Origin of the sequence: Rhodococcus sp. NPDC003318, assembly GCF_042879035.1 — a bacterium.
GTDB lineage: Bacteria > Actinomycetota > Actinomycetes > Mycobacteriales > Mycobacteriaceae > Rhodococcus_G.
Genome location: NZ_JBIAOU010000015.1, coordinates 74,175 through 91,086 on the forward strand (window position 1 = coordinate 74,175; position 16,912 = coordinate 91,086).

The 16,912-nt window shown below is 69.6% G+C and carries 17 protein-coding genes; 11 read left to right on the forward strand and 6 right to left on the reverse strand.

Going from position 1 to position 16,912, the window contains the following annotated elements:
* Nucleotides 1–5 precede the first annotated feature (5 nt).
* Nucleotides 6–359 carry an iron chaperone gene (locus ACFYVR_RS20660; RefSeq protein ID WP_387476606.1) on the forward strand — a complete coding sequence of 118 codons (354 nt, stop codon included), beginning with the start codon at nucleotides 6–8 and terminating at the stop codon, nucleotides 357–359.
* A gap of 90 nt (nucleotides 360–449) precedes the next feature.
* On the opposite strand, the gene ACFYVR_RS20665 is transcribed toward ACFYVR_RS20660, so the two are convergent.
* Nucleotides 450–1,193 (reverse strand): DUF429 domain-containing protein, encoded by a 744-nt coding sequence (locus ACFYVR_RS20665; RefSeq protein WP_387476684.1) that lies wholly within the window; start codon nucleotides 1,191–1,193, stop codon nucleotides 450–452.
* Between the two features lie 62 nt (nucleotides 1,194–1,255).
* Here ACFYVR_RS20665 and ACFYVR_RS20670 point away from each other — a divergent pair, with 62 nt between their 5' ends.
* The gene (locus tag ACFYVR_RS20670) at nucleotides 1,256–2,641 is read left to right on the forward strand and encodes an FAD-binding oxidoreductase (RefSeq protein WP_387476608.1); all 1,386 of its coding nucleotides are present in this window, start codon (nucleotides 1,256–1,258) and stop codon (nucleotides 2,639–2,641) included.
* 1 nt (nucleotide 2,642) lies between these two features.
* On the opposite strand, the gene ACFYVR_RS20675 is transcribed toward ACFYVR_RS20670, so the two are convergent.
* The 4 genes from ACFYVR_RS20675 to ACFYVR_RS20690 all read right to left on the reverse strand — a co-directional run bounded on the left by ACFYVR_RS20675 (nucleotide 2,643) and on the right by ACFYVR_RS20690 (nucleotide 5,287).
* The gene (locus tag ACFYVR_RS20675; protein ID WP_387476610.1) at nucleotides 2,643–2,786 is read right to left on the reverse strand and encodes a hypothetical protein; all 144 of its coding nucleotides are present in this window, start codon (nucleotides 2,784–2,786) and stop codon (nucleotides 2,643–2,645) included.
* 50 nt (nucleotides 2,787–2,836) lie between these two features.
* Entirely contained in the window at nucleotides 2,837–4,291 is a 1,455-nt protein-coding gene (locus ACFYVR_RS20680) for a hypothetical protein (RefSeq protein WP_387476612.1), read from the reverse strand.
* 68 nt (nucleotides 4,292–4,359) lie between these two features.
* Entirely contained in the window at nucleotides 4,360–4,734 is a 375-nt protein-coding gene (locus tag ACFYVR_RS20685) for a hypothetical protein (protein ID WP_387476614.1), read from the reverse strand.
* Between the two features lie 25 nt (nucleotides 4,735–4,759).
* A complete protein-coding gene (locus ACFYVR_RS20690) occupies nucleotides 4,760–5,287 on the reverse strand; it encodes a DUF3558 domain-containing protein (RefSeq protein ID WP_387476616.1) in 528 nt (175 codons plus the stop codon).
* Nucleotides 5,288–5,451: 164 nt separating this feature from the next.
* Here ACFYVR_RS20690 and ACFYVR_RS20695 point away from each other — a divergent pair, with 164 nt between their 5' ends.
* From ACFYVR_RS20695 to ACFYVR_RS20710, 4 genes are all read left to right on the forward strand, one after another.
* Nucleotides 5,452–6,492, forward strand: coding sequence for a hypothetical protein (locus tag ACFYVR_RS20695; protein ID WP_387476618.1), 1,041 nt, complete (start codon nucleotides 5,452–5,454; stop codon nucleotides 6,490–6,492).
* 16 nt (nucleotides 6,493–6,508) lie between these two features.
* Nucleotides 6,509–7,462 (forward strand): GTP pyrophosphokinase family protein, encoded by a 954-nt coding sequence (locus ACFYVR_RS20700; protein WP_387476620.1) that lies wholly within the window; start codon nucleotides 6,509–6,511, stop codon nucleotides 7,460–7,462.
* A gap of 41 nt (nucleotides 7,463–7,503) precedes the next feature.
* A complete protein-coding gene (locus ACFYVR_RS20705) occupies nucleotides 7,504–10,737 on the forward strand; it encodes an SNF2-related protein (RefSeq protein WP_387476622.1) in 3,234 nt (1,077 codons plus the stop codon).
* Nucleotides 10,738–11,094: 357 nt separating this feature from the next.
* On the forward strand, nucleotides 11,095–11,220 hold the full coding sequence (locus ACFYVR_RS20710; RefSeq protein WP_387476624.1) for a hypothetical protein: 126 nt from the start codon (nucleotides 11,095–11,097) through the stop codon (nucleotides 11,218–11,220).
* 918 nt (nucleotides 11,221–12,138) lie between these two features.
* Here the strand turns inward: ACFYVR_RS20710 and ACFYVR_RS20715 are convergent.
* Complete coding sequence (locus tag ACFYVR_RS20715; RefSeq protein ID WP_387476626.1) at nucleotides 12,139–12,699, reverse strand: hypothetical protein; 561 nt, start codon at nucleotides 12,697–12,699, stop codon at nucleotides 12,139–12,141.
* A 431-nt stretch (nucleotides 12,700–13,130) separates the two neighbouring features.
* On the opposite strand from ACFYVR_RS20715, the gene ACFYVR_RS20720 reads away from it, so the two are divergent.
* The 5 genes from ACFYVR_RS20720 to ACFYVR_RS20740 all read left to right on the forward strand — a co-directional run bounded on the left by ACFYVR_RS20720 (nucleotide 13,131) and on the right by ACFYVR_RS20740 (nucleotide 16,796).
* Entirely contained in the window at nucleotides 13,131–13,334 is a 204-nt protein-coding gene (locus ACFYVR_RS20720) for a calcium-binding protein (protein WP_387476628.1), read from the forward strand.
* Between the two features lie 377 nt (nucleotides 13,335–13,711).
* Nucleotides 13,712–15,148 carry a ferric reductase-like transmembrane domain-containing protein gene (locus ACFYVR_RS20725; RefSeq protein WP_387476630.1) on the forward strand — a complete coding sequence of 479 codons (1,437 nt, stop codon included), beginning with the start codon at nucleotides 13,712–13,714 and terminating at the stop codon, nucleotides 15,146–15,148.
* A 7-nt stretch (nucleotides 15,149–15,155) separates the two neighbouring features.
* The gene (locus ACFYVR_RS20730) at nucleotides 15,156–15,644 is read left to right on the forward strand and encodes an FMN-binding protein (RefSeq protein ID WP_387476632.1); all 489 of its coding nucleotides are present in this window, start codon (nucleotides 15,156–15,158) and stop codon (nucleotides 15,642–15,644) included.
* A complete protein-coding gene (locus ACFYVR_RS20735) occupies nucleotides 15,641–16,435 on the forward strand; it encodes an FAD:protein FMN transferase (RefSeq protein WP_387476634.1) in 795 nt (264 codons plus the stop codon). The genes ACFYVR_RS20730 and ACFYVR_RS20735 overlap by 4 nt, the downstream gene beginning before the upstream one ends.
* Entirely contained in the window at nucleotides 16,323–16,796 is a 474-nt protein-coding gene (locus tag ACFYVR_RS20740; protein ID WP_387476636.1) for a GNAT family N-acetyltransferase, read from the forward strand. Before ACFYVR_RS20735 ends, ACFYVR_RS20740 begins: the two co-directional genes overlap by 113 nt.
* Nucleotides 16,797–16,912 lie beyond the last annotated feature (116 nt).

The window sequence follows — 16,912 nt, forward strand, 5'->3', positions numbered from 1 at the left end:
CTGTCTTGGCTATCGAATTCGACACCGTGGACGCGTATCTCGAATCGTTCCCCGCGGAGACCCGCGCCGTACTCGAGCAGATCCGGAGCACGCTGCACGAGGCCGTTCCCGGCGCGGGCGAGAAGATCAGCTACCAGATCCCGACACTGATCGTCGGCGGCACGTCGATCGTGTACTTCGCCGGATGGAAACACCACGTGAGCGTCTACCCGCTGCCCGAGGGGGACGCCGCGTTCGCCGCCGACCTCGCCCCGTACCGGTCGGGCCCCGGAACGGCGAAATTCCCGCTGACGAAGCCGATCCCGTACGACCTGATCGGCCGCATCGCGTCGTTCCTCGTCGCCGAGCGGGTCGGCTGAAAGCCGGCTTGCGCGGGGCGCAATCCTGCGTGCCGGCCGAAACGGAACGCGGCGCCGGCAATCCCACCGCCGAGCGGGCCGCCTCGGGCGTCAGCCGAAGAGCGTGTCGAGCGGTGAGGTCGGCAGGTGGATCCACCCTTCCCGGTCCGCGACGTCGCGGTCACCGGGATCCGGCAGCGCGGTCCGGCCGAGGGCGACCGCCCGCGCGATCAGTGCCGCGATCACCGCGTCGAACGCGTCGTCGGAGGTGACGCACCGGGCGCGGAACCCGCCGAGTTCGAGACCGGGAGCGGCGACCTCGATTTCGCCGGTCAGCGCGGCGAGCCGGGTCGCGTTCACCGTCCCCTTGTACCCGCGGAAGGGCAGGCCCCACCGCTGCAACGCGGCTGCCGGGTACGCCTCGACAACCCGGCCGTCGACGCGGCCGGTGTCGACCCCGGCCACGGCGAGATCGGCGAGCAGGCCCGCACAGCGCAGCGCGACGTGCGCGATCAGGTCCGTCGAGACGCTGAGCGGAACGATGCCCGTCGCCGCGTGCACCATCCGGTCGGTCCGCCTGCGCACCAGCGGCAGCCGCCCCGCGCGGGTGTCCAGCCCGAGATCACGCACCGGACTCCGGCGGTGGTGCGCAGCGAGGAACTCGACGAAGGCGTCCGGCCAGCCGAACGGCGCGTCGACGCCGATGCGGTCGGCACGGATCGCCGCCTCGACGATGTCGGCGTCGGTGGCGCCGAGCCGGAGGTCGATCACCCGGGCGGATCCGTCACCCCACTCGACCGTCGCGACCGCCGTCTTCGCCGGTTCCGCCGCCAGGTCCACACCGACTGTCCGCATTCGTGCACGGTAGCGGCGATACAGCGCGCGCTGCGTGGTCACCTGCGCTCCACGGGCGAATGATGGGGGTCATGACCACCGCTGCCGCCGATCTCGATGCCCTCGCCGCCGACCTGCCCGACGGCGCACTCCTCACCGATCCGGACATCGTCTCCGGCTACCGCCAGGACTGGGCCGCCGACCCGAACGCAGGCACTCCCCTCGCGGTGGTCCGCGCGACGTGCACGAAGGACGTCCAGGCGGTGCTGCGCTGGGCGAGTGCACACCGCGTGCCGGTGGTACCGCGGGGTGCCGGGTCCGGACTGTCGGGAGGCTCGTCCGCGGTCGACGGGGGGATCGTGTTGTCCACCGAGCGGATGCGCGCCATCGAGGTGGACCCGGTGACGCGCACCGCGGTCGTGCAGCCCGGCCTGCTCAACGCGGAGGTCAAGCAGGCCGTCGCCGAACACGGACTCTGGTACCCACCGGATCCGTCGTCGTTCGAGATCTGCTCGATCGGGGGCAATGCCGCCACCAACGCGGGCGGGTTGTGCTGCGTCAAGTACGGCGTCACCACCGACTACGTCCTCGGGTTGGAGGTGGTGCTCGCGGACGGCACCGCGGTCCGGCTGGGCGGCCCGCGACTGAAGGACGTGGCGGGCCTGTCGCTGACGAAACTGTTCGTCGGCAGCGAGGGCACGCTCGGTGTGATCACCGAGATCACCCTGAAGTTGATCCCGGCGCAGCCGCCCGCATCGACGATGGTGGCGTCGTTCGCGACGGTGGACGCGGCGGCCGCAGCGGTCCTCGCCATCACGCGGACGCTGCGCCCGGCGATGCTCGAGTTCATGGACCAGGCGTCGATCAACGCGGTCGAGGATTCGGTGCGCATGGGTCTGGACCGTTCGGCCCGCGCCCTGCTGCTGGCGCAATCCGACGCCCCCGGCGCGGCCGCGGAGCTCGAGATCGCGGAAATGGTGGCCGCAGCCGAAACCTGTGGCGCCACCGAGGTGTTCGCCACCGACGATCCCGTCGAGGGCGAGGCGTTCACGGCGGCGCGGCGGGCGGTGTTCCCGGCTGTGCAGGCGTTGGGTTCGCTGCTCCTCGAGGACGTCGGAGTGCCGATGCAGGCGCTGCCGACACTCATCTCCGGTGTCGAGGCGATCGCCGCCGACTGCGCGGTGCGGATCTGCGTCGTCGCGCACGCCGGTGACGGCAACACCCATCCGCTCATCGTCTTCGATCCGGACGACCGCGACGAGGCACAGCGCGCCCGGCGGGCGTTCGGCGAGGTGATGGACCTCGCGATCCGGTTGGGCGGCACCATCACCGGCGAACACGGCGTGGGACGACTCAAGCGCGACTGGCTCCCCAACCAGCTCGGGCCGGACGTGATGGAACTGACCCGCCGGATCAAGACGGCCCTCGACCCCGACGGCATCCTCAATCCGGGAGCCGTCCTGGCGTAGCTCACTGCGTGGGTCGGGGCCGCACGAACAGTCCGACGACCAGCGCCGTCACCGCGCACAGCGCCGCGTTCACCGCGACGGCGGTCGTGGTGTCCGACACCACGGCGGCATCCGACAGCACCGAGTCGGCCGGAGCCGTTCCCACGGGCCGCTCGCGCGTGTCCGGCCCCGCGAACGATCCGGACCACGGCCCGTTCATGCCCCGAGGACGGGCGGAGCCACCAGTGGCAGTGTGCCGACGATGTCGTTTCCGTTGTCCACGGTGACGAGGTAGCCGGGAGTTGCGTGCTCCGTGTCATCGCCACCCGCGCCGCGTGCTGCGGCGGGCATCATGCCTGCGGCCGGCATTGCCGCGCCACCACGCGCTGCGGCCGCGACTGATCCTGGTGACGCCGCGCCCGCTGCAGGGACCACACCGGGGCCGCCGACGATCCCGCCGACCGCGCCGGATCCGCCGTTCACGCCGCCGCCGTGCGCTCCGACGCCCCAGCCACCGGTGCCGGATGCACCGGCGCCGCCGTACGGGTTCGCCGTCGAGCCTCCGCTGCCGGTCACCCCCGAGGGAACGTGCCCGGGCCCCGGTCCACCCTGCCCCGCACCCGAGGGGATGCCGTCGCCGCCGACCGCGGCGGGCCTGGTCCATGCAGCCGGCGAATCCTGCTGCAGCGAACGGTGTCCGGCTCCGTCCCCATCCTCGAGGCCGGATGGTGCGGTGCCGGCATCGGCCATGCCCGGCTGCGGCGCGGCGGTTGTCGCACCGTCACCGGCAGCGTCGTGCGCGGTGGAGCCGGCATCCGCGGTCCCTCCGCTCGGCGTCCCTCCAGCGCCCGAGTTCGACGGCCCCGTGTAGGTCGACGTCGGATTCGACCCTGCCGAGGAACCGGCACCCTGTGGCGTTCCGGCTGTCTGGCTCTGGTCCTGAGCGACGACGCTGACCGGGGCCGGCAGCGTCGGTACCCGGGTGTCCGCTTCGCGCATGACGGGCGAGTACACGGTCTTCATGATCTGTACGGCCTGTTCGCGCGCCTCGGTCCGCTCGTGGTTGAACGCCTTGTACGTAAGCCGAGGAAGGGTGTAGTCCAGGGCCTTCTCGAAGAACGACGAGTTCTCGGGCGGCGGTACCGTCGCCTTGACCTGGGTGATGCCTGTCGAGACTTCGGCGACCTTCGTTCCGACGAGCAGGCCCGCGACAGCCAATTGGTCGGACGCGGTCACGTAGTTCGCCGTTGCACTCGCTGCCGCGTCGTGGGCGACACCGGACCAACCGGCGTTCATCTCGGATGTGATCGCTGCTTTGAAGTCGTCGAGGGCTTCGGCGAGCGCGTCGCCGATCGCCGTCCAACCACGTGCGCTCGCATCCACCGCCGCCGGGTCCATGCGGTCGACGGACGCCATGATGTCCTCGTGGGACATGGAGTCGAAGCTCTCCTCGACGAACACCTGTGAGTCCCAGTCGCCGGTGAACCGGCCGCCCAGTTCGGACTGACAGGTGTGGATGCCGTCGCGTTCCTCGTTTCCGTGCGCCTGCGCATTCCGCGCGGATCGCTCTGTTTCGAGGTCGCGGCCCGTCACCAACTCGACAGCTCCGTCGCGCACGCCGGCAGCGACTTCCGTGGCGGCCGACGCGAACCGCTCCAGCGAATCGGTCAAGCCCTCCACACTGGGCATCGTGGATTCAAACAGTCCCATCTGTGTCTTCCCCCCTTTTCGTCCGGACGTCAGGATCCGGAGCCGGCTCCCGTGATCAACTGCGCCCCGGAATCGTCCGCGTCCCGGTACATGGCGTCGATCTTCACGAACACCTCACGCATCCGCTCCACCTCCGCAATGTGGTCGGCGAGCGCCCGATCCATCGAATACACCCCACCCGAGGCCTTGTCCGAAAACTTCTTCGCCAACGCAATACCGGAGGGGAACGTGCCGAATCCGTCGACCTGCGACAGGCTTCTCGCTCGATGTTGAATTTCCACCAGTTTCCTCGAGAGGTCGGAGCAGTGGCGTGCGCACTGTTGTGCCACGCCCTGCGCGAGCCAAAGCTGTCCCGAGTCCACTGCCTGCGCCAACTCCGTCCAACCGGCGAGCGACTCCGCCACTTTTCCCCCAAACAAATAGTTGTACTCATTCCGGGATGTACTCGACCAGCGTGTGTGCTCGTCGAGTCGCAACTACGCACGCGTCTTCAGTGATCGGGTCGATGCCGAGGTAGGTCGTGGACACCAGAACTGAGCCGTCTGCCGATTCGAGCGCGACGTCGCAATTCCGACCGGCAATGTCCGATTTCTGGCGATACGCGAATCCAGTCCTGCCGGGAATGTCGAGAGGAGTGAAGGCGACGTTGCCCTCCTTGGCGCGAACATCATCGAGCGTGTAGTTGGTCGCGAATACGGCCAGCGCGGGCTTCGGACCCGACCAGGAACAAATGTTCCACCCAGGTTGGTCGATGCCGTCGATGTCCCGCTCCTCGGTCGCCGGATCCACCCCGACCTCCCGCACAACCTCGTCCGGTATGTCGTCGCACGGACTGAATGCTGGATCACCAGCGGAAACCCCCTCCGCTCCTGCCTGCCCGTCCACCGATTGGGTGCCACAACCTGCAGCGACGAACGCTGCGGCGCACACCACCCCCACGATGCTCCCGACCCGCATGCCACCCCGCTCCCCAGACCGATTCATCCTGTTAGGACGCAGCATCCCCGTCTCCGGTTCCGCTGGGGCGGAATTCTCCGTCGAACACCCCGCCCGGCTCCGAGCCGGCGGGCATGTGCCGCGATAGCGTGGTGTTGACAGCGACACACCTGATTGGGGGGACCATGACCGAGTTCGAGGACTTCGACGCCGGCATCGATCGCGCCTGGTCAGAGCATCAGCAGCGGCTCGCGGACGTGATCGCGGCGATGCGTGAGGACGACCTGCTGGCGTTGGAGTTGGGCGAGGAGTCGAGCGTCGAGGGGTTCGTGCCGTGCGTGCAGTTCCTGGCGTGGGGTGACGGGCAGGTGCGGTGCGAGGTGCCGTCGAACGCGTACCTGGATCCGCGGCATCGGTTGTCGGAGGCGGACGAGGTGCGTCTGGTGCAGCTCGGGTGGCATCGGCCGACGCGTGATCCGGACGACGAGCCGGACGCGGGGTCGCCCGCGTTCTTCGTCGACAAGCCGGCGAACTGGGCGGATCAGCTGGCGGCGATGGCGACGTCGGTGTTCCGGGAGGTGTGGTCGGTGCCGCATCCCAGCTTCCTGCGTATCGAGGCGTCGGGGTCGATCGAGCACGTGTCGATGGAACCGGAGGTGCTGTCGGACGAGGAGTCGTTCGCGTTGGACCTGACTGCGGCGGTGTCGCCGCGGGACGAGGACCACCTGTTCGAGCTGGTGGGGTTGACGCTGTCGCAGCTGTTCGACGAGCCGCCGGGTGACGAGGATGCGGACGACTTCGTGTTGGCGATCGGTCCGCTCGCCGGGTTCGTCGGTCCGCATCTCGACGGCGGTGAGGTGCAGGTCCGGGTGCCGCTGGTCCGGGACGTCAGCGACCGCACGCGCGCCAGCGAACTGTGCGCGGACCTGAACCGTCGGTGGCCGCACCTGAAGTTCACGCTCACCGCCGACCGCGTCGACGTGTGGGCGTCGGTGTCGGCGAATCCGTATGTGCCGCAACATCTGCTCGACACGTTGCAGCAGCTGTTCGCGTTCTCCCGGACCGTCGACACCCGGTTCGCGCGGCGGTTCGGTGGCGTCCTCGACGGTCTCGTCGACGACGAACCGGATGCCGTCGAGGTGCAGCGCGGCGAACTGAAGCCGCCGCGGCAGGGTGAGTTGTTCCCGGACCCCGGCGAGCAGACGCTCTTCGACGAACCCAACTGACGCACCCCCCGAAATCATGCGTAGGAGCAAGCGCGCAGACACTCTCGCCATCCTGGTCGACGAGCTGTACGACCAGAGGGAACGCGCGTGGGCGGCGGCGTTGGTGACCGCGCAGACGTTCCTCGACACGCTCGCCGACTCGGTGCTCGAGGACCTCGACCGCGACCGGTTGAACGCGGAGTCGGCGCGGATCAAGGATCGGGCCCGCACCGTCGACAAGATCCTCCGCAAGGAGGCATCGGGGCAGATCACCCGGCCCACGACGCCGGAGGAGGTCGCCGACGTCGTGCACGACCTGCTCGGAGTGAAGGTGCTGTGCAAGACGCCGCGGGATCTGTCTGCGTTCACGGAGAAGTTGCAGCAGGCGTGTGCGTCCCCGACGTGTTCGGTGCGTCTCGCTCATCCACCGAACGACTACGTCGCCCACCCGAAGGACAGCGGTTACCGCGCCTTTCACGCGGTGCTCCTGGTGAAGGTCGCCACCCACGAGGGCGACCTGCCCGTCAAGGTCGAGGTTCAGGTGAAGACGCGACTGCAGGACGCCTGGGGTGAGCTCACCCACGAGGACATGTACAAGCCGGGCAAGGCACTCAAACCCAACGAGTTCCACCGCGACGTGGCCCGCAGGATGGCGGAGCTCCTCGACAACGTCGACACCATGGCGGACCTGCTGGCGGCCGAACTGGACCGGCAGACCGCACCGCCGACGGCCGGTGGCGACTCGGCGGAACGCGGCGGGACCGACGAGCCGACCGTCTTCGCTCGGGTGACGCGCACGGGTCGGCGTTATGCCCTCGCGATCGCGCCGGACGGCAGGCAGGGGTTGATCCCGGCGCGGTCGGTGCGGGCTGCGCTCGGGTCGAGTACCCGGATCGACGTCGACGACCATCTGGGGGTCGGCGACACGGTCGACGTCCGCATCGAGGAGACGGACACGGCGCTGTACTTCCACCCGGTGTCCCTCGCCTGACCTGAGGCCGATCGCCCGCGCGGCACCGGTACCGTCGATACATGACCTCCGACGCGCGCCGCGCCCACACGCTCGCCTCCCTGGCACGCGTGGTCGGGCAGGGTGCGTTCAGCCGCGGGTCGCGGTACGCCCGGTCGGGGGCGGTGGCGGGCATCGACTGGTACCAGGAGGACCTGGTGGCGGTCGGGACGGTCGACGGGACGGAGGTGTACGAGTCCGTCGCCCAGTTCCGGCAGAACGGCGACGACCTGGACTTCGTGTTCGGCCAGTGCACGTGTCCGGTGCGGATGAACTGCAAGCACGTGGTCGCGTTGACGGTGGTCCTGCTCGAGTCGGCAGCGGCGGAGGTTGTGGACGAGCCGCCGAGCTGGCACACGATCCTCGACGCCGCGTTGCCGTCCGAGCCCGCCGCGTCACCGGACTCGGTCCCGCTGGGTGTGCAGTTGGCGCTGCGGCGTGGCCCGCGTTCGGAGGCGTGGGGCGTGACTGCCCGGCTGTTGCGGCCCGGCAAGACCGGATGGGTCAACGGCAACATGAACTGGTCGGGACTCGCGGGCCTTCGCGATGCGGACGTCCGGCACGTGACGCTGCTGTCGGAGCTGTGGTCGACGTACCAGGTGGGCCGGCGCGGCTACTACGGGCAGGTCAGCGAGAAGGACATCGACCTGACCGCGATCGGCCCGCCCCGCCTGTGGGCGCTGATCGACGAGATGCGCGACGCCGGAATCGAATTCGTCTACCACCGCAAGGGCATGGGCCCGGTCCCGCGGCACGCGCAGGCGACGCTCGTCGTCGACCTCGACCGCTCCGACACCGGTCTGCAGCTGACTCCGACGATCCACACGGACGACTCCGCGCTGCCGGTGATCGTGCTCGGGTTCATCGGGCCCGACCCGCACGGCGTGCTGTACCTGCGTCCGGACGAGCAGCGCGGTGCGGACCCCGAGCAGTGGCCGTTCCGGTTGGCGCAGCTGACGGGGCAGGCGCCGCGCGGGATGCAGGATCTGGTGATCGGGAACGCGTCGGTGTCGGTGCCCGAGGAGGACGCGGACCGGTTCGCCGCCGAGTACTTCCCGCGGCTGCAGCGCGCGGCGACCGTGCGTTCCGTGGACGGCGGATTCACCCCGCCGACCGTCGACGGCCCCGGCCTGCTGCTGGAGGTGGCGTACTCCGCCGGCCATCACGCCGTGTTGGCCTGGTCGTTCCGGTACCGGATCAACGGCGTCGAACAGCTCGTCGCGCTGGACGCGCCACGGCACGAGGCATTCCGGGACGTCGACAGTGAGCGGGCCGTCCTCGCCGCTCTCGACGCGCCGCTCGAGGAGTTCGGGCTGCGTTCGGCGCCGGACGCCCGCCCGCACCCGCGGATGACGCTGCACGGTCTCGAGACGGCACGGCTGACCGGTGAGCTGCTTCCGCTGCTGCATGGCCGCGAGGACGTCGAGGTGCGGGTGACGGGCAGCGCCGCCGACTACCGCGACGCCGGCGAGACGCTGCAGATCGGCGTGGGCACCGACGCCACCGACGACGGCGACTGGTTCGACCTGTCGATCACCGTCCGCGTCGAGGACCGGCCGGTGCCGTTCCGCGACGTCTTCGCCGCACTCAGCGCCGGCGACTCGCACCTGCTGTTGCCCGACGGTGCATACCTGTCGCTGGACAAACCGGAACTGCAGCGACTCAAGAGCCTGATCGCCGAGGCCCGGGAACTGCACGACCAGGACCCGAACCGGTTGCGGCTGAGCCGGTTCCAGGCCGGGCTGTGGGAGGAACTGGCCGCGCTCGGCGTCGTGGAGCGGCAGGCCGCACAGTGGCGCGAGCAGGTGCAGGGCCTCCTCGACCTGACCGGCACCGCCGATCTGGATCCGCCCGCGACGCTGCAGGCGACGCTGCGGCCCTACCAGCTCGAGGGGTTCCACTGGCTGGCGTTCCTGTGGGCCAACCGGCTCGGCGGCATCCTCGCCGACGACATGGGCCTCGGCAAGACCGTGCAGTCGCTGGCGCTGATCTGCCTTGCGCGGCAGGACAATCCGGCCGACGCCCCAGTGCTCATCGTGGCGCCGACGTCGGTGGTCGCGAACTGGGCGTCGGAGGCGGCGCGGTTCACCCCGCACCTGCGGGTGGCGGCCATGTCCGAGACGTCGTCCAAACGCGGTGCGGCCCTGACGCACTCGATCGAGGACGCCGACGTCGTCGTCACCTCGTACACCCTCGCCCGGCTCGACTCGGAGGAGTACGAGGCGCATCCGTGGTCGATGCTGCTGCTCGACGAGGCGCAGTTCGTCAAGAATCACCGGTCCAAGGCGTACCAGGCGATGCGACGGATCGAGGCGCCGACGAAGATCGCGATCTCCGGGACGCCGATGGAGAACACCCTGATGGAGCTGTGGTCGCTGCTGTCGATCACCGCGCCGGGCCTGTTCCCGAATCCGACACGGTTCCATGAGTTCTACCGCTCCCCGATCGAGAAGGGCGGCGACACCGAACTTCTCGCGCAGCTGCGCCGCCGGATCCGGCCGCTGATGTTGCGGCGCACCAAAGAACAGGTCGCCGCGGATCTGCCCGAGAAGCAGGAGCAGGTGCTCGAGGTCGAGTTGTCGCCGCGGCATCGCGCGCTCTACGACACCCGGCTGCAGCGGGAGCGGCAGAAGATCCTCGGTCTCGTCGAGGACCTCGACTCCAACCGGTTCACGATCCTGCAGTCGCTGACCGTCCTGCGGCAGTTGAGCCTGGACCCGGCGCTCGTCGACGACGAGTACGCCGGGATCGGGTCGGCGAAGGTCGACGCCCTGCTCGAACAGCTCGAGGACGTCGTCGCGGGCGGGCACCGGGCGCTGGTGTTCAGCCAGTTCACCGGCTTCCTGGGCCGGGTCCGGGACCGGCTGGACATCGAGGGCATCGCGCACGCCTACCTCGACGGCAGCACCCGCGGCCGCGCCAAGGTGCTCGACGACTTCAAGGGCGGCGACGCGCCGGTGTTCCTGATCAGCCTCAAGGCGGGCGGGTTCGGCCTCAACCTCACCGAGGCGGACTACTGCTTCCTGCTCGACCCGTGGTGGAATCCGGCCACCGAGTCGCAGGCGGTGGACCGCACGCACCGGATCGGCCAGACCCGCAACGTGATGGTGTACCGGCTGATCGCCAAGGACACGATCGAGGAGAAGGTGATGGCGCTCAAGGCCCGCAAGTCCGAACTGTTCTCCTCCGTCGTCGACGAGGGTGGCGCGTTCACGTCGGCCCTGACCGTGGAGGACATCCGCGAGCTGTTGGGCTGACCACGTCCCGGAAACCTGGCGTCCCCACACGGACGAGCGACCTGTTAGCATCACCTAAGTTCATGGGCCGCCGCCTACGAACCCCCGAAGGTCATTGCCGCTCAACGTGACTGCGATGAGCGTCGCCTGTTCATGTGAGGAGAAGTACATGGGATCGATCGAGGAACTGCTGTCGGGTAGCCAGCTCATCGCATCGGTGACGCACCTGATCAGCGTGCTCAGCGAACTCTCGGCCAGCTGAGCCGTCCCCGACGCCCCGTGCTGCGCTGACAGCGTTGCCGGCACAACCCCCTGACGCTCGTCGGGGTTGATTTCCCAGCAGGGCCGCCCCGGCCCCGCCGCATTCTGGAGGTACACATGGGTTCCCTCGAAACCGTCGCCATCATCCCGCTCGGCAGCGTCGACCTGGTCGGTGCCGGCATCGTCGACTCGATCACCAACACGGTGAACGCGCTGGTCATCCTGTTCGGCGGCCTGAGCTGAGCTGAGTCCGGCTCGTCACACGACGAAGGCCCGTGCGCGCATGTGCCGCACGGGCCTTCGTCGCGCGTACCGGCCCGCGACCCGCCCGTCAGCGGCCGATGCGAGCGTAGGACGCCAGCGCGTCGAGCGGCTTCGTGGGGACGGCATCCCGGCGATCGCGGCCGGACGCGACCCGGCGCGGGCGGACCGGGTGGTGGACCTGACCGACCCGGCCTCACTCGTCGCGGCACTGGACGACGTGTCGATCCTGGTGAACTGCGCGGGCGCCGAGAACCCGGGCGCTCGCGGCGTCCGTCGCCGAGCGCGGCATTCCGTTCGTCGACATCACCGCGGCGTCGTCGTACGCGCGGACGCTCGAATCCGTCGACGGGCCGGTGCTGCTCGGTGTCGGTATCGCGCCCGGACTGTCGAGTCTGCTGGCCGTCGAGGCCGCGAAGTCCGGAGGACGACGTCGCAATCTCCCTCGGCGCCGGCGAGACGCACCGCGCGGCGGCGACCGCGTGGACGTACGGCCCTGCCGGTGAGCACTTCCCCGACCCCGACGGTTCGCGTGTGCGCAACTACATCCGCCCGACCCGCTTCGTTGTTCCCGGCCTGCCGCGATTCCCTGTGCTGCGCACCGGCTTCGCCGATCAGCACCGACTGACCAGCGACCTCGGGCACACACCTTCGTCTCGATTCTCGGCTCGCCACGGTCGGCCTGGCCGCACTGACGTGGATGCCGCGGGCGGCCCGTTGGGCGCCCGCCGGCGCGATGCCGGGCGGCGACGGATGGGTCGTCGCGGCGCGGCGTTGGCATCCGGTGTCGGTGGCGGTGGCGTCCGATCGAACGACCCACATGGCTGCACCACATGACCGATCTCGCGGCCCTCACCCCCGCGCTGCGGACCGCCGGCATCAGCGTCTGACGGGTCCCGGTCAGATCCGGCCGAGCAACTCGTCCAGGTTGCGCCGGATCCGGGAAACCGGTGTGGCAGTGGGTTCGTCGTCGGCGAACCGGCGGCCCGACTCCGAGTCGAGGAAGTCGCGCGCCGCCTCCGCGGACGGGCGCAGGTGGTAGCCGGTCTCGAGCCAGAACCGGTTGCCGTGGCTGTCGAGCTCGACGAGGGGCCTCGGCAACGTGAAGAACGCGCCCGCCGCGTAGGTGCGGATGCGGTTGATGACGTCGCCGCCGAAGTGGACGTGCTGCATGGCGCGCAGGACGTCGGTGTCGTACTCGATGTCGAGGACGATGAATCCGGTGTCGCTGTCCGGGTCGTAGCCGACGGCGGGAACGGCCACCGCCGTGACGATCTCGAACCACCACGCGTTGTTGTACTCGACGAAGAACGTCAGCGGCATCCGCGAGTCGTCGGACAGGGTCGTCTGCAGGTAGCCGTCGGCGAGGTCGTAGTGCTCGGCGAGGAACTGCCGGTCGCGGTAGCTCTGGGCGAAGGCCCGCATCAGGGCCAGCCGCTGGGTCGGATCGGGTGCGCTCATGCGTCCGCCTCTCGGGTCTCCTCGGCAGCGTACGCAGACACCCGGCCGCACGCAGGGCGTCCGGCCGGTTCCCACTACGCATGTCTACAGCGTGTCGACCCACGCGATGCGGTCCGAGGACAACGAGAAGGTGTCCGCGAACAGCACGACGTAGGTGCCCGGCGCGGCTCCGCAGCGACGTCACCATCCGCAACCTCGGCGACAAGCAGAACGACTTCATCGCCGGCTGCGGCAGCACCGACAGCAGTGCCTCGGAAGAGTCGGCGACCACGACAACGGCACCACCGACGACGGCATCGACGACTGTGCCGAGTACGCGGCCGATCACATCGACCGTCCCGGTCGCGGCACCGGCCTCGGTGATCGCCACACCCGAACCCACCGCCGTTGCAGCTGCACCCGTCACCGCGACGATGCCGAATGTCATGTGCATGAACCTTCAGGCGGCACAGGATCGCCTTCAGCTGGCAGGCGTCTTCTTTTCACGCAGTGCCGATGCGACAGGCGCGGGCCGACGCCAGCTCGTCGATTCGAACTGGATCGTGGTCGGGCAGACCCCTCTCCCCGGCGCGCCCGTCTCGGAGGCCGAAGCTGTCCTCTCCGTGGTCAAGATCGGCGAACCCAGCCGCTGCTGACCACCGACTCCGCTCGGTGGACCCCGCGACAGTCTGTCGACACACTGCGGGAGCAGCGGCTCGACAGGTTGAATCTCGCAGGGGCCCGGCGTCGGTGACGTGAGGGCAATCCACCGCACCCTCGCCGTTCTTCGCACGCTCGGCGCCCGCACCCGCGCGCCCTCGCCGCGCTGCGCGCCCGGGTCGGTAACTGCGGGGCCCACCGGCCCCAAGGTCGTTCCCAGGTGATTCACAGCCGGATCGATCCGGGCTCCCAGCCCGGTCGTCGACACTGAACAGGCGCGCGGTGGTGGCAGCCCACGCGTACTCCGCAACCGCAGCGGGGCGTGACCTCGGGGCTTCCGGGTTCCCACCTCCGCGTACCCGAGGAACCGCCGATGCGAACCGAATCGATGTCGCCCGTGCAAGCGCACCCACGGCGAAGCGAACCAGCCAGGACGGAGAACCCCACGGCCGATCCATTCCCAGCTCACCGGTTCGACACGGTCGTCCGGTACGGGGCCCTCGTCGCATTCTGGCTCAACCTGCTCGTGGTCACCTACTGGTGGACGGCCGGCGGCGGCATCCGGGATCTCGGGGCGGTCGACACCGCACTGACGTCCGTGGGACGCCTCGCAGGGCTGGTCTCCGCCGCACTGCTGCTCGTGCAGGTACTGCTGATCGCACGAATCCCCGTGCTGGAACGCGCTTTCGGGCAGGACGAGCTGATCGGTCTGCACCGCGTCGTCGGCATCACGTCGTTCGTCCTGATGGTCGGGCACGTCGGGATCATCACCTGGGGTTACGCCGGCGGTGACATCGCGGACGTGCCGTCGATGCTGTGGGACCTGACCGTCGACTACCCCGGGATGCTGCTGGCCGTCGCCGGCACCCTGCTTCTGCTGATGATCGTGGTCACCAGTGTCCGGCCGGTCCGCGACCGCCTGCGGTACGAGTCCTGGCACCTGCTGCACCTCTACGCGTACCTCGGCGTGGGGTTGGCGTTGCCGCATCAGCTGTGGACAGGGCAGGAATTCCTCGCCTCCGCCGCGGCGACGATCTACTGGTGGACGCTGTGGGCACTCGCCGCGGCCGCCGTCCTCGTCTGGCGTGTCGGACTGCCCGTCTGGCGCAACGCCCGGCACCGACTGCGCGTCACCGCCGTCGTTCCCGAGGGGAACGGGGTCGTCTCGGTCCACATGGCCGGCCGGGCGCTCGACCGGTTGCCCGCGGATGCGGGTCAGTTCTTCCAGTGGCGTTTCGTCGACGGTCCCGGGTGGACCCGTGCGAACCCGTACTCGCTGTCGGCGGCTCCGGACGGTCGGAGCCTGCGGATCTCCGTCAAGGACCTCGGCGACGGCAGCGCCCGCACCCAGGCCCTGACACCGGGTACTCCGGTGCTGTTCGAAGGCCCGTACGGTCGGCTGTCGGGTCGGGCTCGCAGCGCGCGTCGGGTCGCGTTGATCGGCGCCGGCGTCGGTGCCACCCCGTTGCGGGCGCTGGCCGAGGGACTCGACTACGGGCCCGGCGAGGCGACTCTCCTGCTCCGCTACACCACCGACCCGCTGTTCGTCCGGGAACTGCAGGACCTGTCCGCCCGGCGAGGCCTGCAGATCGTGTGGCTCCCCGGCCCGCGGCGGAGTCCCGGGTCGTGGCTCGGCAACGGTATGGGTGAGGTGGACGACCGCACCGCGCTGACGTACTGGGCCCCCGACATCGCCGACCGTGACGTCTACGTCTGCGGCCCCGAACCGTGGACGGATCTGGTCCGCCGAACCAGCCGCGCGGCCGGTGTTCCCGCCGGCCGCATCCACACCGAGAATTTCGGATGGTGACGTCGCGATGAGGAAGATCGTCCTGTGGCTGATGGCCACGATCACGACCGGTGTCCTGCTGTTCGGCTATCACACGTCCACCGAGGGGCCGATCGATTCAGCGTCTGCCACGGTTGACACGGCTGCGGTGGTGTCGGGCAGTCCCGAGGGCACCGGCTCCCCCGCCGCGGACGCGTCGTCGGCGCCCGTTGCGTCGGCAGGTGGTCCGGAACCGTCGGCGTCCTCCACGATCGTCGGCCCGGCAGCCGATACCCGTTGGGGTCCGGTGCAGGTGCAGATCGTGGTGTCGGGCGGCACGATCACCGATGTCACCGTCCCGGTGGCTCCGGCCAACAACAACAAGGACAAGCAGATCAACGCCCGCGCGTTGCCGGTCCTGATCGACGAGACCCTCGACGCGCAGAGCACCGACATCGACATGGTCAGCGGTGCGACGGTCACCAGCGAGGGGTACGTGGAGTCCCTGCAGGCGGCGCTCGACGAGGCCGGGCTGTGAGCGGCGGCGACGGCACCCGCCGCTGTGTCGAGCAGGTGATGGGGATGCCGATCAGCCTGGCGCTTCGCGGCAGACATGCCGCCGACGACGCGGGGCTCCGCGCGTGGCACGAGGTGCTCGAGTCGCTTCGTGAAGCGGACCGGCTGTTCAGTTCGTTCCGCGCGGACTCGTTCGTGTCCCGGTTGATTCGCGGGGAGGAGGGCACGGATCGGCTGCCGCCGGCGGTGGCGGAGGTGTTCGCGCTCGGCGACCGCGCGGAACGGGAATCGGGTGGTGCGTTCGCGATCCGCCGACCCGGTCCGGCCGGCGGCACGGTTCTCGATCCCTGTGGGGTCGTGAAGGGGTGGGCGGTGGAGCGGGCCGCCGAGTTCCTGCGCGCGCTCGACGAGACCGATTTCTGCCTGTCCGCGGGCGGTGACATGACGTGTCGGACGCATGATCCGGCTGCGGCGCCGTGGCGTATCGGCATCGAGAACCCGTTGGACACGAGCCGGCTGGTTGCGGTGGTGCCGATTCACACCGGTGCCGTCGCGACCTCGGGCACCGCGCATCGTGGCAGTCATCTGGTGGATGCCCGCACAGGTCGTCCACCGACGGGCGTCGCGTCGGTCACCGTCATCGGTGAGTCCCTGACGTGGGCGGACATCGACGCCACGGCGGCGTATGCGCGGGGCGCCGATGCGGCGCGGTGGCTGTCCTCACGACCGGATCCGAATTTTCTGGTGGTGTGGGCGGACGGGTCGACGGCGACGCCGGGGTGCGTCGGGGCGAGCGTGGTGGGTGAGGAATAGCGGCTCGACCTGGGATGTTGAAGGTTGCAGTGCCTCGCATCGTGAATGTGCGGGGCAATCCTCTGAGGAAAGGGCCGCGACCGTGACGCATCGCATCGAGCACAAGCCGGAGCAGAACCGTTTCGAGATCTTCGTCGACGACAGGGTCGCCGGTCACGCCGACTACACCGTCTTCGGCGAGGTCCGGGATTTCGACCACACGGTCACGGACCCCGCGTTCCGCGGGCAGGGCCTGGCGGGCAAGCTCGTCGCTGCCGCCCTGGACGCCACCCGCGCCGACGGCTTGAAGATCGCCACCTCCTGCTCGTATGTGGACACCTTCGTCGCACGCAACCCGGAGTACAAGGACCTCGTCGCCTGACTCGCGACTGTCAGACCGAGGTTGACGGCCACGACGTCCGCGTCGAGGTCGTCGCTTCGGTCGGCCGGCGTCGTGATGGTCAGTTGGGTGAGGAACATTCCGGTGGGAGTCGTCGT